Source organism: Mesorhizobium sp. M0152, from assembly GCF_040322415.1.
Lineage (GTDB): Bacteria > Pseudomonadota > Alphaproteobacteria > Rhizobiales > Rhizobiaceae > Mesorhizobium.
Map to the genome: position 1 here is coordinate 72,089 of NZ_JAMYTH010000023.1, position 19,896 is coordinate 91,984.

The following is a 19,896-nucleotide window of genomic DNA, read 5'->3' on the forward strand; positions in this document are numbered from 1 at the left end:
GGGTGTTTTTGGGCCTTTTCGGCTGTCTTTTCTCCATTTTTAGGGCCGGCCGAAGCTTCGGAAGCCGGTTTTCGGCGTTCTGACGCTCCCCCGCATTTTGTCGAAAATGCGTTTGGCGAATATGTACATGTACGCCCAAGAATTCATTGTTGCGCCGTTAACCCGAATTGGTTCTAGCTTGATGCACTAGTTATTCGGGGAGGACATTCATGAACAATCTGCGTCTGAAAGCACTGCTGGGGGCAGGGTGCTTTTCGCTGGCTTTGATCGGCCCGGCGCACGCCGGCGGCATCGAGCGCGGCGGCTATGACATCGATCTTCTGTTTGATCCGGCTCCTTTCGCGACGGAAGCCGAAGCGACCTTCGTGATGCCGGATCGCAAGCTTAAGAACGCGAAGGATACTGATCCGCTCAACGGTACCGTCGTAGGCTCGACCAGTGCCAACGATAGCGAGAATTACTGGGTGCCGCGCATCGGCGTTAAGGCCCAAGTCGTGCAGGGGGTCGACTGCATGTTCGACTACTCGCAGCCTTGGGGCGCGCATACGGCCCCCGGCCAGTGGGTTGGCGCGCAGTCCAACATGGAAACTGAAATCAAGAGCAACAACTACGCAGGTACCTGCTCCTATAAAATGGATGCTGGTAAGGGTCAGGTTCGCTTCATTGGCGGTGTGTTTTATCAGGAAGTCTATGGCTTCAAGGAAGACCTTGTAACTCCGCTGCTACCGAATTTCTCCGGTACCGGCCGCGTCGATCTGACGAGTAGCGGCTGGGGCTGGCGAGCCGGGCTGGCCTACGAAATTCCTGAGATCGCGTTGCGAGCCAGCCTCGTCTACAATTCCCAGGTGAGGCTAGATAATATTTCGGGCACTCTTGATCTGACCCATGTCGGTGGTCCGATTATTCCGATCTACGGTGAAGCTTCGATGCCGGATTCTGTCGAATTGAAGCTCCAGTCGGGTATAGCTCCCGACTGGCTCGCCTTCGGCTCAATCAAGTGGGTCAACTGGAGTGTTTTACAAAGCATTCCCATCTGCTCGCAGGCCTCGAAAGGGGTTGCTGCTTGTACAACGACCTCTCCGCAGCCGGTCAGGTGGACTTCCCTCGATCTGATGTATCGCGACGGCTGGACCGTTTCGGGCGGCATCGGCCACAAATTCAACGATCAATGGAGCGCCGCCGGTCAGCTTACCTGGGATCGCGGTACCTCACATGGCTACGGCTCACAGACCGACACCTGGACGTTGGGTGGCGGCGTCGCTTACACGCCTCGCCCCAACATCGAACTTCGTCTGGCTGGCGCGATTGGCGTGCTGACCAGCGGCCACTCCGGTACACTGACGGATGAAAACGGGTACGTGGCCGGTACCGATGCAAGCTACGACTTCGGCAACGATCTGGTCACGGCGTTTTCGGGCGGTCTCAAGATCAAGTTCTAAATCTCTGAAAAATCGAACAAAAAGGCCGGGCAATGTCCGGCCTTTTTTGTTGGGATGGGTATTGCCTGAGATGCAGTTTGCAAGCTGCTTAGCATATTAGCTTCGCCGCTTTCACCTCCTGCGATTGTGACGTTTTGGCAACACTTTCTGGACAACCCCTGCGCTGGAAGCCGGGCCGGGGAAATTGCCCATTTCCCGCCATAAACCCGGCGCACCTCGATCCTGTCTCGGGACACGCGCCAAAAGGCTCGGCGATGGGGTAGGCCGCACCGCCCCATTTGCAGGGAAGATGCGGCAAGGAAGAGTATGAACGCCAGAGTCATCTCCAAGGCTAAGCTCCCTAGCCGCCATGTGACCGTCGGTCCGGCACGTGCGCCGCACCGTTCCTATCTCTATGCCATGGGCCTGTCGGCGGCCGAGATCGCGCAGCCGCTGGTCGGCGTCGCATCGTGCTGGAACGAGGCCGCGCCTTGCAACATCTCGCTGATGCGCCAGGCGCAGGTGGTCAAGAAGGGGGTCGCCGCCGCCAACGGCACGCCGCGCGAATTCTGCACCATCACCGTTACCGACGGCATCGCCATGGGCCACCAAGGCATGAAGTCGTCGCTGGTATCGCGCGAGGTCATCGCCGATTCGGTCGAACTCACCATGCGCGGCCATTGCTACGACGCGCTGGTCGGGCTCGCCGGCTGTGACAAGTCGCTGCCCGGCATGATGATGGCCATGGTGCGGCTCAACGTGCCGTCGATCTTCATCTATGGCGGTTCGATCCTGCCCGGCAGCTATCGCGGCCGCCAGATCACCGTGCAGGATGTGTTCGAGGCGGTCGGCCAGCACTCGGTCGGCACGATCGGCGATGCCGAACTGCTTGAAATCGAGCAGGCCGCCTGTCCGTCCGCCGGCTCCTGCGGCGCCCAGTTCACCGCCAACACGATGGCCACGGTGGCCGAGGCGATCGGCTTGGCGCTGCCCTATTCCTGCGGCGCGCCGGCGCCTTACGAGATGCGCGACCGCTTCAATTTCGCTTCCGGCGAAAAAATCATGGAGCTGATCGAGAAAAACATCCGCCCGCGCGACATCGTCACGCTGAAGGCGCTGGAGAATGCAGCGACCGTTGTCTCGGCCACCGGCGGCTCGACCAATGCGGCATTGCATCTGCCGGCCATCGCGCATGAGGCCGGGATCAAGTTCGACCTGTTCGACGTGGCGAAGATCTTCGAGAAGACGCCCTACATCGCCGACCTCAAGCCGGGCGGCAAATATGTCGCCAAGGACATGTTCGAAGCCGGCGGCATTCCGCTCCTGATGAAGACGCTGCTCGACAACGGCTACCTGCATGGCGACTGCCTGACCGTGACTGGCCGCACTTTGGCCGAAAACATGGAGCACGTTGCCTGGAATGAAGATCAGGATGTGGTCCGCCCGGCCAACAGACCTATTACCCAAACCGGCGGTGTCGTGGGGTTGAAGGGAAACCTCGCCCCCGAAGGCGCGATCGTGAAAGTCGCGGGCATGACGGAGTTGAAATTCTCCGGTCCGGCGCGCTGCTTCGATTCGGAAGAGGAATGTTTCGAGGCGGTGACGCAGCGCAACTACCGGGAAGGCGAGGTTCTCGTCATTCGCTACGAAGGACCGCGCGGCGGCCCGGGCATGCGCGAGATGCTGTCGACGACGGCGGCCCTTTACGGCCAAGGCATGGGCGGCAAGGTGGCGCTGATCACCGATGGCCGTTTCTCGGGCGCGACGCGCGGCTTCTGCATCGGCCATGTCGGGCCGGAAGCGGCGGTCGGCGGCCCGATCGGGCTGCTCCGGAACGGCGACGTGATTTCGATCGATGCGGTGAACGGAACGATCGACGTGGCGTTATCCGAGGCTGAACTGGCGGCGAGGGCAAAGACATGGAAGGCGCGCACGACCGACTATCAGTCGGGCGCGATATGGAAATACGCACAGACGGTCGGGTCTGCCCGCGACGGCGCGGTCACCCATCCGGGCGGTGCGAAAGAAACACACTGCTATGCGGACATCTGAGTTGTTGAAGTCGTCTGTCCTTTCGGCACTGGTCGTGCTCGCCACTTTTGGCGCGACCTTTGGCGCCGTGGGCCAGGCCATGGCCTTCGACGACAAGGTGTTCGACGACAAGACTGGCGTGAAGCCGCAGTCGAGCCCATGGGCGGTGTTCCAGTTCGGCTTCTCCGCCTACAAGAACGGACACAAGGAACAGGCCGCCGAGGCCTACAAATACGCCGCTGAAAACGGCCAGATCGGCGCCACCTGGAAGCTTGCCCGCATGTACGCCGAGGGCGACGGCGTGGCGCGCGACGATTACGAGGCGTTCAAGTTCTTCTCGGAGATCGTCGACCAGGATGTCGAGCCCGGATCGCCCGAGGAAAGCTACGTTTCCGACGCGCTGGTGGCGCTTGGCGATTATCTGCGCAAGGGCATTCCAGGCAGCCCGGTCGCCGAAAACGAGGTGGCGGCCCAGGAATATTACATGCGCGCCGCCGCCAACTACCGCAATCCCAACGCCCAGTTCGAAATGGGGCAGATGTTCCTGAAGGGCGAGGGCGGCGTCAAGGCCAGCGTCAAGCAGGCGGGGCGCTGGTTCCAACTCGCCGCCGAGAAGGGCCATGCCGGCGCGCAGGCGACGCTCGGTCATCTGCTGTTCCAGAGCGGCAAGATAGTTCGCGGCCTGGCGATGATGACGGCAGCGCTCGAACGCGCATCGCCTTCCGATCAGCCCTGGATCCGCGGCATGCAGGAAGAGGCCTTCGCCGCCGCCGGCGAAGCCGACCGCCGCACCGCGATCTCGCTGGCCGACGACATTCTCACCAAGGGCGGCACCGCGGATCAATAGGGGGCGGTTGGGGTAGCCGCCGGTAGGACACAGATCTGCTCCGCAGTGGTTTGGGTTCTTGTAAATTGGAAGCGTAGCGCCGCCCCTCATCCGGCTGCCGCCACCTTCTCCCCGTATAGTGACGGGGAGAAGACGCAGTCCGCGACTTTGGCACTCATTCTGCAACGCTGGTAGTTGGCGAAATCGTCGGACACAGCTCACTTCTCCCCGTCACTATACGGGGAGAAGTGCCCGGCAGGGCGATGAGGGGCAGCCAAAGCGTCAGGAAAGTATCGGCCCAGCACCTACCCCAAAATCAGTTCTCGGTCGGCTCGGTCGGCACCATGCTTGGCGCTGGTGTCGAGATCGGCGTCATGTGCGGATGCGGCGCCAGCGTGTTTTCCGGACAGCTATTCCCGACCTTTGTCCATGAGGTGTTGTTGAGCACCATGTCGCAGCGGGCGAGGTGGCTCTGGTCGGCAATCGTCAGGCAGGCGACCTGGCCGATCTGGAACGATTTTCCGTTGGCGAGACATTCCGGGGCGGCAAAGGCCGGTGCGATCGCGGCGATGGCGAATGCCACGCCGATCGGACAAAGAACAATTCGGATGGTCATGGGAACCCCGGCCGCCATGATGATCTCCCATCATGCGCCGGAATGTGGCGATATGAGGTTCAGCGCGTTCGGCGTCCGGCGTCGGGACGGAGGCTCTCCGTCAGGCCGGCTGGAGCGCGAGATCGATCGCCACCGGCACGTGGTCGGATGGCTTTTCCCAGGCGCGCACATGCTTTTCGATCGAAGCCGACGAGAATCGGTTGGCGGCCTCCGGCGACAGCAGCAGATGATCGATGCGGATGCCGTTGTTCTTCTGCCAGGCGCCGGCCTGGTAGTCCCAGAACGTGTAGGTGTCCGGCGCGTCGGTGACGGCGCGCACGGCCTCGGTGAAACCGAGATTGAGCAGCCGGCGGAAGGCCTGCCGCGTCTGTGGCTGGAACAGCGCGTCGCCCAGCCAGTTCTCCGGAAACCGCGCGTCGACCGGTTCGGGAATGACGTTGTAGTCCCCGGCCAGCACCAGCGCCTCTTCGAGGCTGAGCCGCTCCTGCGCCCACCGCTCCAGCCGCGCCATCCAGTTCAGCTTGAAGGAGAACTTCTTCTCGTCGTCGACCGGATTGCCGTTCGGCAGGTAGAGCGAGGCGACGCGGAGCGCGCCCTTGTCGGTCGAGAACACGCCTTCCATGAACCGCGCTTGCTCGTCGGCGTCGTCGCCGGGCAGGCCTCTGATAACCTCGTCGAAGCGCAGTTTCGACAGGATGGCGACGCCGTTGAAGCCTTTCTGGCCATAGGTTTCGACATTGTAGCCAAGCGCCTCGATCTCGGCGCGCGGGAACTGGTCGTCGACCGTCTTGATCTCCTGCAGACAGGCGATGTCGGGCGCGCTCTCGGTCAGCCAGTGGGTAAGATTGCCGATGCGGGCGCGCACGCCGTTGATGTTCCAGGTGACGATTTTCATGACGGTCTCGATGCTGTTCAGTGGGGTTCTTGTGGCGGATGGCGTTCGACGAGTCCGATCGTATTGCCTGCCGGATCCTTTATAAAGGCCATCCATTCGCTTTCCCCCGCCGGACCGAACAGGCCCTCGGCATCGCGATGGACCAGCGTCGGCGGCGCGGTGAAGGGGACGCCGGCGGCGGTCGCCGAGGCATGGAAGTCGTCGAGGCCTGTTATGTCGAGATAGACCGTTCCCGCCGGTATGCCGTCGGTGAACAGCAGCCTGACATCACCGGCCATGATGAAGGCGATGCCGGGCGGGTCGAAGCGCGCATGCACATTCATGCCGAGCACGTCGCGCCAGAAGGCCAGCGTTGCGTCGAGGTCGCGCCCGGCCGACAGCGCGATCTGACGGACCGCGCCGATTGCAGGCATTTCTAGATGGAGAAGCTCGTGCCGCAGCCGCAGGAGGCGACGGCATTCGGATTGCGGATCTGGAAGGACTGGCCCATCAAATCGTCGACGAAGTCGATCACCGAGCCGCCCATATAGACCAGCGACAAATCGTCGATCAGCACCGTGGCGCCATCCTTCTCGATGGCGACATCGTCGTCATTGCGGGTGTCGACGAGATCGAACTTGTAGGAAAAGCCGGAGCAGCCGCCGCCTTCGACCGAAACGCGCAGCGCGGTCTTGCCGGCCTCGCCCGAAATGATCTTGGCGATCCGCCTTGCGGCGGCTTCGGTCATGTCGACTTTCATGGCAGTCTTGGCATCAGCGCCCATGGGCGTCACCTTGCTTTCGGTTTCACATGATAGGTATGAAGCGCGAGGGGCCAAGTCAACCAGATCACGTTAAGCTGCGGCATCGATCATGACCAACGAGTTGGGCGACATCGGATTTGGCTACCGGCCGCGCGCGGCCTATGCCACCGATCCTGCGCGCTCGCGCGGCCGGCTGTTCGATGAAGTGGAAAGCCCGACCCGCACGCCGTTCCAGCGCGACCGCGACCGCATCATCCATTCGACGGCCTTCCGGCGGCTGAAGCACAAGACGCAGGTCTTCATCGCCCATGAAGGCGACCACTATCGCACCCGGCTGACGCATTCGATCGAGGTGGCGCAGATCGCGCGCGCCCTGGCCAGGGCGCTGCGCGGCGACGAGGATCTGGCCGAGGCGGTAGCACTGGTGCATGATTTCGGCCACACGCCCTTCGGCCACACCGGCGAGGACGCGCTCAACGAGAAAATGAAAACCTGGGGCGGCTTCGACCACAACGCGCAATCGCTGCGCATCGTGACGAGGCTGGAGGCCCGCTATGCCGAATTCGACGGGCTCAATCTGACCTGGGAAACGCTGGAAGGCCTGGTCAAGCACAATGGGCCGTTGACGGACGCCCAAGGCAAGGGCCTGAAAGGGCCGGTGCCGCAGGCGATCCGCGATTATTCGCAGCTGCACGACCTCGAGCTGGACCGGTTTGCCGGCATCGAGGCGCAATGCGCGGCGATCGCCGACGATATCGCCTACAACGCCCATGACATCGATGACGGCCTGAGGGCAGGGCTGCTGACGCTGGACATGCTGGAGGCGGTTTCGCTGCCCGGAAAAATCCTGGACGGCGTGCGGGCGCGCTATCCCAGGCTCGACGACGTGCGCACGGGCCACGAACTGATGCGCCGGCAGATCACCGCCATGGTCGAGGACGTCATCGTCCGCGCGACCGCCAATCTGGAACGCGTCAAGCCGCGGAGCGCCGACGCGGTGAGGGCGGCGGGCGAGACGATGGTCACTTTCTCCACCGAAATGGCCGTGGCCGAGAAGGAACTGAAAGCTTTTCTCTACAAGCATCTCTACCGGCACGAAGAGGTGATGCGGGTGCGCGCCGATGCCGAGCAGATCGTCAGGGACCTGTTCGACGTCTATTTCGCCGATCCGCGCGCCATGCCGGATGGCTGGCGCGAGGGGCTGGATCGGGCCGACGATCGCATAAAGGCGCGCAGCGTCGCCGATTTCCTGGCCGGCATGACCGACACCTACGCGCTCAAGGAACACCGGCGTTTGTTTGACCGCACCCCGGATTTGAGCTAGGGCGGGCTCGATTTTGCCGGCCAGCGAGCCGGATTCGATGCAAGCCGCCAGAGCAACACCCATGAACATCTTCGCCGATTTCACCGCGCGAGTCATAAAGGCCGTCGAAGCGCTTGACCTGAAAGACGGAAATGGCGGTTCGCCCGACCTGTCGCGCATCGCCGTCGAGCCGCCGCGCGACGCCAGCCATGGCGACCTGGCGACGAATGCGGCGATGGTGCTGGCCAAGCCGACCGGCCACAACCCGCGCGCGCTCGCCGAGAGACTGGCGCTGGCACTGCGCGACGACAGGGATGTCGCTGCCGCTGACGTCGCCGGCCCGGGCTTCGTCAATCTCAGGCTGAAGGACGGCTTCTGGCAGGCGCATCTGACCGCGCTTCTTGGTGAAGGCCGCAACTACGGCCGTTCGACGGTCGGGGCTGGCCGGAAAACCAATGTCGAATATGTCTCGGCAAATCCGACGGGGCCGATGCATGTCGGCCATTGCCGTGGCGCGGTGGTCGGCGATGCGCTTGCCAATCTGATGGCCTTCGCCGGCTACGACGTGACCAAGGAATATGTCATCAACGATGCCGGTTCGCAGATCGACGTGCTCGGCCGCTCGGTCGTGCTGCGTTACCGCGAGGCGCTTGGCGAGGATATCGGCGAGATCCCGGCCGGGCTTTATCCCGGCGACTACCTGGTTCCGGTCGGCCAGGGACTGGCCAAGGAGTTTGGCCATTCGCTGCTGCAGATGCCGGAGGACGAGGCGCTGGCCATCGTCAAGGACCGCACCATCGATGCGATGATGGCGATGATCCGCGAGGACCTGGCGCTGCTCAACGTGCATCACGATGTGTTCTTCTCCGAGCGCACGCTACATGCCGACAACGCCAGGAAGATCCGTTCCGCGATCAGCGACCTGACGCTGAAGGGCCATATCTACAAGGGCAAGCTGCCGCCGCCCAAGGGCGAGAAGCCGGATGACTGGGAAGACCGCGAACAGACGCTGTTCCGCTCGACCGCGGTCGGCGACGACATGGACCGGGCGCTGGTCAAGTCGGATGGCTCGTTCACCTATTTCGCCGCAGACGTCGCCTACCTCAAGGACAAGGTCGATCGCGGCTTCGTCGACCTGATCTATGTGCTCGGCGCCGACCATGGCGGCTATGTCAAGCGGCTGGAAGCGCTGGCGCGGGCCATTGCCGGCAACGAGGTGAAGCTCACCGTCCTGCTGTGCAACCTGGTCAAGCTGTTTCGCGAAGGCGAGCCGGTGCGCATGTCGAAACGATCAGGCGATTTCGTGACGCTGCGCGAGGTGGTGGAAGAGGTCGGGCGCGATCCGGTTCGCTTCATGATGCTCTACCGCAAGAGCGACGCGCCGCTCGATTTCGACTTTGCCAAGGTGACCGAACAGTCCAAGGACAATCCGGTGTTCTATGTGCAGTATGCCTCGGCGCGCTGCCATTCGGTGTTCCGGCAGGCAAGCGAGCAGTTGGGCGAGGCGAATTTCGACCGTAATAGCCTGGCGGCGGCGGTGTCATTGCTGACCGACGAAGGCGAGATCGGCCTGATCCGCAAGCTCGCCGAATATCCGCGCCTGATCGAGTCGGCAGCCCTTGCGCTCGAGCCGCACAGGCTGGCATTCTACCTCTACGACCTGGCTTCCAGTTTCCACGGACACTGGAACCGCGGCACGGATAATCCGGACTTACGTTTTGTTAAGGTTAACGACCGAGAATTGACGCATGCCAGACTAGGGCTGGTGCAGGCTGTTTCGGACGTTCTGACGTCCGGCCTGACGTTGATCGGAGCCGCCGCGCCCACCGAAATGCGTTAGGTTTGACTAAAAAACCTGTCACCTTTTGCCCACATTGCGCTGGTAAGGGCCAACCCTGCGCGACGTCCATGGCGTCCGACTGAGTGCGAGTTCGGGAACAATAATGGCAGACAGAACCCAGCTGAGAGCAGCCGACAACAACGATATCGCCGACGACGATCCGTTCGCGGAACTGACCAGGATCATGGGATTCGACCCGCGCCAGCCGGTCAGGCCGCAGGCGCCCGCCCAGCCCAAGGCCATCGCTGACGTTCGGTCGGCGGAAGACGGCGATTTCGACATCGACCTCGAAAAGGAACTGATGGGCGATTTCGACGCTGGCTACGGCGACGCCGCTTCGGTTGCCGAGGAGCCGGCGTCCGAAACGGTTGCCGCCAGCGCGGCGGATGACGATCTGGCGCTGTCGCTCGACGACGATTTCGATCTGGACATGGCTGATGTCGACACGGCCGAAGCCGACATGGCCGAAGCCGGCGATCACGCGACCGCCGCCAGCCATTTGCATTCAGATGCCGCGGAAGTCGCGCCATCCGTCGAACCCGCCTTCGACGTCGATTTCGACAATGCCGCCGCCAGTTCGCTCGAAGACGTTTCGCCGTTCGAGGACGATCAACCGATGGAGGATGAGCTTGCCGCGTCGCTCGATCAGGGATTCCAGATCGAGGAAGAAGCGAGCGAAGCCCAGCACGCCGTTGCCGAGGCGCCGGTTGCCTTCGAGCCTGCCTCCGATCATGAGTTCGACGATGCGATCTCGGTCGAAGACGAGCTGACGCTCGACGGCCATTCGGCGGAGCAGCATCCCGTGGCCGCGCCCGCGGTCGAATATAACGAGGTCGAGCAGGCCTCCGCTGCGGATGACGCCCAGCCGATTGCCAAAGAGGATTTTGGCGGTCGCTCAGACGACGCCATGGCCGATGTCGACATGGATCTCGATATTCAGGCGGATTTCGACGTTCAGGCGGAAGAGCCGCAGGCTTTCGACTGGCCGGAAGCGCACGAAGTGCTCGCCGACACCGCGCGGGAAGAGACGTCCAGCCCGGAAGCCGTGTCGGATGATGCGTTCGATCTGAATTTCGACGACCAGTTTGTGCAGACGGCCGAGGAGCCGGTCACCGAGATCGCCGCCGCTCCCGCCCAGCCGGTGGCCCTCGCGGCCGAACCGGTGCAGGCCCCCGTGGAAGATGAACGGAGCCTGGAAGACGAGTTGAGCGCGCTGCTGGGCGCCATGACCGCGCGCCCCGCGCCCGTGGCCAGGGAGCCCGTCACGGTCCAACCGGCCGTCGCTCAGCCGGGCGAAGCCCAGCCGGCTGCCGCTGCTGCAACGGCAGAGATCGCGGAAGAGCCGGCCGTTCCGGCCGCGGACCTCGAATGGGATCTCGATGAACCAGCCGAGGAGCCGCATCACGCCGATGCGACCCAGGCGGCCGATGCCGATTTCGACAATCCGCAGGCCTATGAACTTCAGGACCAGGACGATGAACGTCAGGGCCAGGATGCTGGCGCGCACGCCGCCGGACAGGACGATGTCGATTTCGACGATGATGCGTTCGACGCGGCATTGGCCAAGAGCCTCGATCCGCGTGATGACGAGGCTTCCCGGCAGGATCAGGATGATTCCCTCGATTGGCTGGCGGAACGCTCCACGCCCGCGGAGCCGGCCCGTTCGTGGAGCCGCGTGACACCGGTTCCGCAGCAGCCGGCATTCGCCGCGCAGCCGAGCCTTGCCAGGAGCGCGGCGCCGGAAGTGGCTGCCGTGCCGTCCTACCGTTCGGCCGAACCGGCCGCGCCTGCTTATGAAGCCCCCGCATTCGTACCGCAGGCGCAACAGCCGGCGCGCTACGAAGACATGCCCGATGTCGAGACTGTCGACGTGCCGGAGCGCGTCGTAGCGCTGGCGGACGATCTCGACATTCCCGAACTGCATTTCGAGGAAGACGAGCCTGCCGCGCCCGGTTATGACGACCTCGACGCCGAGTTCGCCAGCCTTCTCACCGAGATGAATTCCGTGGAGGTCGCTCCCGCGCCGGCGAGCAGCGCCGCCTATGCCGATGAATCCTACAATACCGGATTCAAGCCAGGCCATGATGGATTCAATCCGGGATATGAGCCGGCCAATCCGGGCTACGCGGCGCTCAATCCGGGCTATGAGGGGCTCAATCCGGGATATGAGGGGCTCAATCCGGGTTATGAGGAGCCCAAGCCAACCTATCAGCCGGAAGCACGGAGCTACGCGGCACGGCCGGCGGCAATGTCGGCGCGCGCGGCCGCGCCCACGGGTTATGCCGATGCCGCAGGCTTCGACCTCGATAGCCTGCCCGGCAGCCAGCCGGAGGCGGACGATTTCACCGTCGACGAACTCGACTACGATCCCGAACTGAACGAGGCTATGACCGTTCCGGGTCTCGGCGAGCGCGCGGCCGCGAGACCTTCGCGCGGGCGTGGCCTGTTCATTGCCGCGATTGTCGCTGCCGTGGCGGTCGCGGGCGGGGTCGGTGCCTTCGCGCTGTCCTTCGGCGGCAAGGGCGGCAGCGAAGCGCCGGTGATCGTCAAGGCCGACAATGCGCCGATCAAGATCAAGCCGGAAAATCCGGGCGGCGCCGTGGTGCCGAACCAGGACAACAAGGTCTATGACGCGGTGGTGAAGGGCGCGAAGCCCGCCGAAGCGGTCCAGCAAAAGCTCGTCACCAATGTCGAAGAGCCCGTGGACGTCGCGGCGAAGGATCCGGCTCGCGTCGTCGATCTTGCGCCTGAACAGGGCACGGCCATCGGCGGAGCGGATGACGGCAACGCCGCGCCGGCCGCCAGCGCCGCGCCAGTCGACAATGCGGCGCCCGCGCCCAAATCCGAGGATCGCATCGCGCAGGTGCTGCAGGATGCCGACAAGGGCACCGATGCCGATGGCGTCGCGGTTGCACCACGCAAGGTGAGGACCATGGTGGTCAAGTCGGACGGTTCGCTGGTGCCGCGCGAGGATCCGGCACCTGCCGCGCAGCAGGTTGCCGCCACGGAGCCGGTCGATCCGGCGCCGCAGCATGTCGCGCCTGCCGCGCAGGCCGACGGGGCACAGGCCAATGCCGACCAGACCGGCACGGTGCCGCCCGCCGCCGCGCAGGCGGATGACGAGCCGGCGCTCAAGCCCGTGGCCGCCGCCAAGCCCGCGAAGGAAGCCAAGGCTCAATCGTCCAACACGCCGGCCAGGGTTCCGCTCGCGCCGCAGCGCCCGTCCGACCAGCCGGTCGACGTCGTCGGCGAGGTCAAGCCCGACCAGGTCGCGTCCATCGATCCAGCAACGCCGGCCGCCGGCGGTGGTTCGTGGTCGATGCAGATCGCTTCGCAGCCGACGGTGGAAAGCGCCCAGTCGACCTATCAGGATCTGCAGCGCCGCTATGGCAGCGTGCTTTCGGGTCGCACCGCCAACATCGTCAAGGCAGAGATCTCCGGCAAGGGCACGTTCTACCGGGTCCGCGTTCCGGCCCAGTCGCGCAACGATGCCATCAACCTGTGCACCAGCTACAAGGCCGCCGGCGGCAACTGCTTCGTTTCGCGCTAGCAACTCATCCAATCGATCAGCCGGCGCGGTCCTGGACCACGCCGGCTTTTTTCATGGGGAAGCGGATTCCGCGTTCGACCTCATGTGATCGGGGCGATTCCCTTTGATCGCGGGAAGCCTTAGACTCCTGGCATGACCGAATCAAAATCCATGATCCTCGGCTGTGCCGGGAAATCGCTCACCCGCGAAGAAATCAGTTTCTATCGCAATGAATGTCCCTGGGCCTTCATCCTGTTCGCCCGCAACATCGGCGAGACCGAACAGATCCGCGATCTTGTCGCCGAAATGCGCGACTGTATCGGCCGACCGGACGCGCTGGTGTTCATCGACCAGGAAGGCGGCCGGGTGCAACGCCTGCGTCCGCCACTGGCGCCGAACTATCCGGCCGGCGGCGCTCTCGGCGCGCTGTGGCGCGACGATCACGACGCCGGAGCCCGCGCCGCCTGGCTTATGGCGCGGCTGCACGCCTTCGACCTGCTGCGCTACGGCATCACGGCGGATTGCCTGCCGGTGCTCGACGTGCCGATCGAAGGCGCCAGCGACGTCATCGGCGCGCGCGCCTACGGCAAGGACCCGCGTCCGGTCATCGAACTAGGGCGCGCCGCTGCCGAGGGGCTGATAGCGGGCGGGGTGCTGCCCGTCATGAAGCACATTCCGGGCCATGGCAGGGCTTTTGCCGACACGCATTTCGAGTTGCCGACGGTCGACGCTTCGCTCGGCGATCTGCAGCGTCACGACTTTGCCCCGTTCCGGGAGCTCAACCATCTGCCGATGGCGATGACGGCGCATGTCGTCTACAGCGCGATCGACCCGAAGAACCCGGCGACGACTTCCGGCAAGGTCATCGACGAGATCATCCGCCGCGACATCGGCTTCGATGGGCTGCTGATGAGCGACGACACCTCGATGAAGGCACTTTCTGGGGATTTCCCGACAAAGGCGGCCTCGATCCTTGCGGCGGGCTGCGATCTGGTCCTTCACTGCAACGGCGTTTTCGAGGAGATGGCCGGTATCGCGTCGCGCACCACGGGGCTTGAAGGCAAGTCGCTGGAGCGGGCAAAACGGGCGATGACCTATATTAGCAAAAGCGACGCGGCCGAAGAGACCGAGATACGCGCCGAATTCGCCACCTATTTCGACGCGGTGGCCTGACCAAGGGGAAGAAAGCAACGTGGCGGAAGCATTGGACCAGAAGGTCGCGAAGGCCGCGCCGATGGACCGCCTGTGGGCCGAAAACGACGATTCACGGCTGACTGGCGATCCGTCGCTGGTCGTCGATGTCGACGGCTTCGAAGGTCCGCTCGACCTTCTGCTGCATCTTGCCCGCAACCAGAAGGTCGACCTGGCGCGCATTTCCATTCTGGCGCTGGCCGAGCAGTATCTGGCTTTCGTCGAGACGGCGAGAACGCTGCGCCTCGAGCTCGCGGCCGACTATCTGGTGATGGCGGCGTGGCTGGCCTTCCTCAAATCGAAGCTGCTGATCCCCAAGCAGCCAGGCGAGGAGGGCGAAAGCGGCGAGGAACTGGCGGCGGTGCTGCAATTCCGGCTGAAGCGGCTGGAAGCGATGCGCGATGCGGCGGCGCGTCTCGTCAATCGCAACCGGCTCGGCCGCGACGTGTTCGCGCGCGGCATGCCGGAAATGGTCATCATCGAGAAGCGCAACGCCTATTCGGCGTCGCTCTACGATCTCCTGACCGCCTATGCCCAGCAGCGGCAGAAGCAGGCGATCACCAATGTGACGATCGCCAGGCGCGGTGTCTGGTCGCTCAAGGACGCGCGCGACATCCTGACCCGGCTGGTTGGGTCGCTGCGCGACTGGACGGCCCTGGAGAGCTTTCTGGTCGGATACATGACCAGCCCGGAAGAGCGTCGTACCGCGATCGCCAGTTCGTTCGCGGCGACGCTGGAACTGGTGCGCGAAGGCAAGATGGACGTGCGGCAGGACGAGGTGTTCGCACCGATCTACCTGCGCGGCCGCGCACAGGCAATCAAGGCAGTCGAGGTGGCATCATGAGCGAACGCGCCAACGCTTCGGTTATCCCATTCAAGGTGGACGACGAGCCGGAGGAGGGCGGGCTTGACCAGACTCCCGCCCAGAACCCGGCCGAGCGGCTGCATATGGCGGAAGCCGTGCGCATGGCTGAGGCTATCGTGTTCGCCAGCACTGAGCCGGTCAGCGAAAAGCAGCTTGCAGCGCGCCTGCCCGACGGCATCAATGTCGGCCTCGCCATGGCCGAGCTGCAGCAGATCTATGCGCGGCGCGGCGTCAATCTGGTGCATGTCGGCGATGCCTGGGCGTTCCGCACCGCCGGCGACCTTGCCTTCCTGATGAGCCGCGACACGGTGCAGCAACGCAAGCTGTCGCGGGCGGCGCTCGAAGTGCTGGCGATCATCGCCTACCACCAGCCGGTGACGCGCGCCGAGATCGAGGACATCCGCGGCGTCGAAACCTCGAAAGGCACGCTCGACACGCTCTTGGAGACGGAGTGGGTGCGCATGCGCGGCCGCCGCAAAACGCCGGGACGCCCTGTTACCTACGGCACCACTGAAACCTTCCTTGATCATTTCGCGCTGGAGGAAATCCGCGATCTTCCCGGCATGGAGGAGCTCAAGGGGGCCGGCCTGCTTTCCGGCCGCATGCCGTCGAATTTCTCCATCCCGCAGCCACCGGCCGACCCCGACGCGCTGACCGAGGACGAGGATCCGCTGACCGATATCGACCTCGAGGAGCTCGGCCTGCTGACTCCGCGCGTCACGGATGATTGACCGCCGGCCTCCGTCAAAGGACGCCGGCTGACCGTGGATGCGCGGATTGGTAGCGGGCCGACGCGTCGAAAAAGCGTGACATCGCGCGGCCTTTCATAAACTCTGTCGCAGTTGTGTTTGAATCCCACCGCGAAAGCGCATAGATCATCGCCAGGGAAAAACGTTCGAGAGAGATTTGTTATGGGTTCATTTTCGATTTGGCACTGGATGATCGTGCTCGTGATCGTGCTTCTGGTGTTCGGCCGCGGCAAGATCCCCGAGCTGATGGGCGACATGGCCAAGGGCATCAAGAGCTTCAAGAAGGGCATGGCCGACGACGATACCGCCGACGACAAGCGCACCGTCGAGCACCGTGCCGACGAGACCGTTTCGGCCGCGAAGGAAAAGGCCAGCAAGAGCTGAGCCGCAAAGTTCTAGTCGGAACAGATTGCCATGTTTGAAGTCGGCTGGACCGAAATGCTGGTGATCGCGATCGTCATGATCGTGGTCGTCGGGCCGAAGGACTTGCCCAATATGCTGCGCACCTTCGGCCGCACGGCGGCGAAGCTGCGCACCATGGCGGCCGATTTCCAGAAACAGTTCAACGAAGCGCTGAAGGAAGCCGAGCTCGACGACGTCAAGAAGTCGGTCGACGAGCTCAGGGGCCTCAGCCCGGTTGCCGAGATCAGGAAGCAGCTCAATCCGTTCGAGCAGGCGGCGACCGACGTGCGCGCCGGCGTCGACGCGGTGATGAAGCCGAAGCCGGCCGTCGATACGGCAGCGCCCGCTGCCTCGACCCCGCAAGCGGTCGAACCGTTGAAAAACGGCGCGGCGACGGCGACGGACCTCAATGGCCCCGAGGCAGGACCGGCTGCCCCTGCAACGTTTCCGGCGATGACCGATGAATCGGTGGTGACGTCGTCAACGTCCACCGAGCCGGCAGCGGCGGCGTCTTCGGCAAAGAAAGCCAAAAACGCACCAGTGGCAAAAGCACCGGCCAAGGCTTCGGCCAATGGCGGGAAAATTTCCGCGCCGCCGAAAGCCGCGAAGGCCGCGCCTGTGTCCAAATCACCTGCGCCCAAGGCGGAGGCGATAGCGGCGGCAAAGCCTGAGAAGACCGCTTCGGCCAAGACGGTCGCTACGAAGACAGCGGCGAAAGCAGAGCCCAAGCCTGCCGTGGCGAAGAAACCGGCCTCGGCGAAGAAGCCGGCGGGAGCTGCCAAGTGAGCGTTTCGGACAAGGAAAAAGACGAGATCGAAAAGTCGTCGGCGCCGCTGATGGAGCACCTCATCGAGTTGCGCCGGCGGCTGATCTGGTCGCTCGGCGGCTTCTTCGTCGCTTTCCTGGTCTGTTTCTTCTTCGCCAAGAAGCTGTTCAACCTTTTGGTCGTCCCGTTCAGATGGGCAACGCAATGGGCTGGACTCGATCCGCACAAGGTCGAGCTGATCTACACCGCGCCGCAGGAATTCTTCTTCACCCAGGTCAAGCTCGCCATGTTCGGCGGCATGGTCATCGCCTTTCCGCTGATCGCCACGCAGATCTACAAATTCATCGCGCCCGGCCTCTACAAGAACGAGCGAAACGCCTTCCTGCCGTTCCTGATCGCGTCGCCCATCCTGTTCCTGATGGGCGCTTCGCTGGTCTACTTCTTCTTCACGCCGATGGTGATGTGGTTCTTCCTCGCCATGCAGCAGTCGGGCACCGACGAGCAGGTGCAGATCTCGCTGCTGCCGAAAGTGTCGGAATATCTCAGCCTGATCATGACGCTGATCTTCTCCTTCGGGCTGGTGTTCCAGCTGCCGGTGGTGACCAGCCTGATGACGCGCGTCGGCATGCTGTCGTCCAAGGCGCTGGCCGAGAAGCGCAAATGGGCGATCGTCATCGCCTTCGTCGTCGCCGCCGTGCTGACGCCGCCCGATCCGATGAGCCAGATCGGCCTCGCCATCCCGACCATCCTGCTCTACGAGGTCGCCATCTGGTCGGCGCGGCTGATCGAGCGCAGCCAGGAGCGCGAGCGTCTGGCGCGGGAGAAGCAGCAGGCCGAGGAAGAAGTGGCCGAAAAGCCGGCGGACGTATCGTCCACATAGGCGAGGACGCGGCTCCCGTCAGGGGTCGCCGGGTCCGGACCGGCGCATGGCAAGAATAGGAATTTTTTCTTGACAGGTGAGTGCAGCTATGGTAGATATTTATCTATGGTGTAGATTCGCGCCAGCGACCCGCCGCCAAGGCGGGTTTTTTGTTTCGGGCCGTCGCACTATCCTTCACTGGTCGAAAGCGAGCTCGCGACCGTGCCGTGACCAAGCCCGATCTTGCATCGATCAGAGATGCGGTTTACCCCGTCTGGCCTGAAACGCATCGCGAAACCGGCGATGCGTTTCAGGCTTTATTCTTGAGCATATCGTAGCGCGCAAACCGCCGCGCGCTTTTGGGCGGCACGCTACCGCAGGAGCTTTCAGACCATGCTTGACATCAAATGGATTCGCGACAACCCGAAGGCCCTTGTCGAGGCGCTGGCAAAGCGCTCCTGGTCGGCCGGTGAGGCGCAGTCCACCGTCGATGATCTAATCGCCAGGGACGAGGCGCGGCGCGAACATGTCACCGAGCTGCAGTCCAAGCAGGAACGCCGCAACGCCGCCTCCAAGGAGATCGGCAATGCCATGCGCTCGGGCGATGCCGCGCTTGCCGAAAAGCTCAAGGCCGAGGTCGGCGAGATAAAAACCTTCATCCAGGACGGCGAGGCGCGCGAACGTGAGCTCGACAAGGCGCTGAACGACGCGCTGGCGGTGCTGCCCAATGTGCCGTTCGACGACGTGCCGGTCGGCAAGGACGAACATGACAATGTGGTCAAGCACATTGTCGGCAAGGTGCCGGCGCGGCCGAACTGGGTGAAGGAGCATTTCGAGATCGGCGAAGCGCTCGGGATGATGGATTTCGAGCGGGCGGCAAAGCTGTCCGGCTCGCGCTTTACCGTGCTGAAGAGCGGGTTGGCCCGGATGGAACGCGCGATCGGCCAGTTCATGCTCGACCTGCACACCACCGAGCATGGCTACGAGGAGATCATTCCGCCGTTGATGGTCAAGGACGACGTCCTGTTCGGCACCGGGCAGTTGCCGAAATTCGAGGAGGATCTGTTTTTCATGGCGCACGGGGAGGGCAGGCTTGGCCTGATCCCCACCGCCGAGGTCCCGCTCACCAATCTGGTGCGCGAAGAAATCACCGCGCATGAAAAACTGCCGCTTCGCTACACCGCGCTGACGCCGTGCTTCCGTTCGGAAGCCGGTTCGGCGGGGCGCGACACGCGCGGCATGCTGCGCCAGCATCAGTTCTACAAGGTCGAGCTGGTGTCGATCACCGACCAGGAATCCTCGCTCGCCGAACACGAGCGGATGACGCAATGCGCCGAGGAAGTCTTGAAGCGGCTCGGCCTGCCGTTCCGCACCATGGTGCTGTGCACCGGCGACATGGGGTTTGGCGCGCGCAAGACCTATGACATCGAAGTCTGGCTGCCCGGCCAGAACGCCTATCGCGAAATCTCGTCCTGCTCGGTCTGCGGCGATTTCCAGGCCAGGCGCATGGACGCCCGCTACAAGGACAAGGACGGCAAGGGCAACCGTTTCGTCCATACGCTGAACGGCTCGGGCACCGCCGTCGGGCGCGCACTCATTGCCGTCATCGAAAACTACCAGAATGAGGATGGCAGCGTAACCATTCCTGAAGTGCTGCGGCCTTACATGGGCGGTCTGGAAAAGATCGAATCATCGAAGTGACAGGCTTGGCAGTGTCGCATTCCTTGGCGCCCCCCTCTGCCCTGCCGGGCATCTCCCCCTCAAGGGGGGAGATTGCGCGGTCATCACAGCTTTCGCCAATTGTTGGCGGAAAGGCGGCGACCACGAAACTGCCGATCTCCCCCCTTGAGGGGGAGATGGCCGG

17 protein-coding genes are annotated in these 19,896 nt (G+C 63.5%); 13 read left to right on the forward strand and 4 right to left on the reverse strand.

The genetic code is table 11. The features are described from left to right. The first annotated feature begins 209 nt into the window (after nucleotides 1-209). From NKJ26_RS21980 to NKJ26_RS21990, 3 genes are all read left to right on the forward strand, one after another. Entirely contained in the window at nucleotides 210-1,439 is a 1,230-nt protein-coding gene (locus NKJ26_RS21980) for an outer membrane protein transport protein (protein ID WP_352697083.1), read from the forward strand. Between the two features lie 306 nt (nucleotides 1,440-1,745). Continuing rightward, nucleotides 1,746-3,470 carry a dihydroxy-acid dehydratase gene (gene ilvD, locus NKJ26_RS21985; RefSeq protein ID WP_352697084.1) on the forward strand — a complete coding sequence of 575 codons (1,725 nt, stop codon included), beginning with the start codon at nucleotides 1,746-1,748 and terminating at the stop codon, nucleotides 3,468-3,470. Next, nucleotides 3,457-4,296: a tetratricopeptide repeat protein gene (locus NKJ26_RS21990; protein WP_352607049.1), complete on the forward strand. Its 840-nt coding sequence runs from the start codon at nucleotides 3,457-3,459 to the stop codon at nucleotides 4,294-4,296. The genes ilvD and NKJ26_RS21990 overlap by 14 nt, the downstream gene beginning before the upstream one ends. Before the next feature lie 295 nt (nucleotides 4,297-4,591). Here NKJ26_RS21990 and NKJ26_RS21995 read toward each other — a convergent pair whose 3' ends face one another. The 4 genes from NKJ26_RS21995 to erpA all read right to left on the reverse strand — a co-directional run bounded on the left by NKJ26_RS21995 (nucleotide 4,592) and on the right by erpA (nucleotide 6,549). After that, nucleotides 4,592-4,909, reverse strand: a complete 318-nt coding sequence (locus NKJ26_RS21995; RefSeq protein WP_352607051.1) for a hypothetical protein — start codon at nucleotides 4,907-4,909, stop codon at nucleotides 4,592-4,594. Between the two features lie 82 nt (nucleotides 4,910-4,991). Further along, nucleotides 4,992-5,786 (reverse strand): exodeoxyribonuclease III, encoded by a 795-nt coding sequence (gene xth, locus NKJ26_RS22000; RefSeq protein WP_352607053.1) that lies wholly within the window; start codon nucleotides 5,784-5,786, stop codon nucleotides 4,992-4,994. Nucleotides 5,787-5,803: 17 nt separating this feature from the next. Continuing rightward, a complete protein-coding gene (locus NKJ26_RS22005; protein ID WP_352607055.1) occupies nucleotides 5,804-6,199 on the reverse strand; it encodes a VOC family protein in 396 nt (131 codons plus the stop codon). A 2-nt stretch (nucleotides 6,200-6,201) separates the two neighbouring features. Continuing rightward, nucleotides 6,202-6,549 (reverse strand): iron-sulfur cluster insertion protein ErpA, encoded by a 348-nt coding sequence (gene erpA / locus NKJ26_RS22010; RefSeq protein WP_352607057.1) that lies wholly within the window; start codon nucleotides 6,547-6,549, stop codon nucleotides 6,202-6,204. Nucleotides 6,550-6,637: 88 nt separating this feature from the next. Between erpA and NKJ26_RS22015 the strand changes: the two genes are divergently transcribed. The 10 genes from NKJ26_RS22015 to serS all read left to right on the forward strand — a co-directional run bounded on the left by NKJ26_RS22015 (nucleotide 6,638) and on the right by serS (nucleotide 19,733). Continuing rightward, on the forward strand, nucleotides 6,638-7,852 hold the full coding sequence (locus tag NKJ26_RS22015; protein WP_352697086.1) for a deoxyguanosinetriphosphate triphosphohydrolase: 1,215 nt from the start codon (nucleotides 6,638-6,640) through the stop codon (nucleotides 7,850-7,852). 61 nt (nucleotides 7,853-7,913) lie between these two features. Next, on the forward strand, nucleotides 7,914-9,671 hold the full coding sequence (gene argS / locus NKJ26_RS22020; RefSeq protein ID WP_352697087.1) for an arginine--tRNA ligase: 1,758 nt from the start codon (nucleotides 7,914-7,916) through the stop codon (nucleotides 9,669-9,671). A 103-nt stretch (nucleotides 9,672-9,774) separates the two neighbouring features. After that, nucleotides 9,775-13,221, forward strand: a complete 3,447-nt coding sequence (locus tag NKJ26_RS22025) for an SPOR domain-containing protein (RefSeq protein ID WP_352697088.1) — start codon at nucleotides 9,775-9,777, stop codon at nucleotides 13,219-13,221. A gap of 132 nt (nucleotides 13,222-13,353) precedes the next feature. Then, nucleotides 13,354-14,373: a beta-N-acetylhexosaminidase gene (nagZ, locus tag NKJ26_RS22030; protein WP_352607064.1), complete on the forward strand. Its 1,020-nt coding sequence runs from the start codon at nucleotides 13,354-13,356 to the stop codon at nucleotides 14,371-14,373. A 61-nt stretch (nucleotides 14,374-14,434) separates the two neighbouring features. After that, nucleotides 14,435-15,235 carry a segregation and condensation protein A gene (locus NKJ26_RS22035; protein ID WP_352697120.1) on the forward strand — a complete coding sequence of 267 codons (801 nt, stop codon included), beginning with the start codon at nucleotides 14,435-14,437 and terminating at the stop codon, nucleotides 15,233-15,235. Beyond that, nucleotides 15,232-15,987 (forward strand): SMC-Scp complex subunit ScpB, encoded by a 756-nt coding sequence (gene scpB / locus NKJ26_RS22040; RefSeq protein WP_352697089.1) that lies wholly within the window; start codon nucleotides 15,232-15,234, stop codon nucleotides 15,985-15,987. Before NKJ26_RS22035 ends, scpB begins: the two co-directional genes overlap by 4 nt. A 180-nt stretch (nucleotides 15,988-16,167) precedes the next feature. Beyond that, entirely contained in the window at nucleotides 16,168-16,389 is a 222-nt protein-coding gene (locus NKJ26_RS22045) for a twin-arginine translocase TatA/TatE family subunit (RefSeq protein WP_027024888.1), read from the forward strand. Between the two features lie 30 nt (nucleotides 16,390-16,419). Next, complete coding sequence (gene tatB / locus NKJ26_RS22050) at nucleotides 16,420-17,193, forward strand: Sec-independent protein translocase protein TatB (RefSeq protein WP_352697090.1); 774 nt, start codon at nucleotides 16,420-16,422, stop codon at nucleotides 17,191-17,193. After that, the gene (gene tatC, locus NKJ26_RS22055; RefSeq protein WP_352697092.1) at nucleotides 17,190-18,053 is read left to right on the forward strand and encodes a twin-arginine translocase subunit TatC; all 864 of its coding nucleotides are present in this window, start codon (nucleotides 17,190-17,192) and stop codon (nucleotides 18,051-18,053) included. Before tatB ends, tatC begins: the two co-directional genes overlap by 4 nt. Before the next feature lie 372 nt (nucleotides 18,054-18,425). Next, the gene (serS, locus tag NKJ26_RS22060) at nucleotides 18,426-19,733 is read left to right on the forward strand and encodes a serine--tRNA ligase (RefSeq protein ID WP_352607073.1); all 1,308 of its coding nucleotides are present in this window, start codon (nucleotides 18,426-18,428) and stop codon (nucleotides 19,731-19,733) included. Nucleotides 19,734-19,896 lie beyond the last annotated feature (163 nt).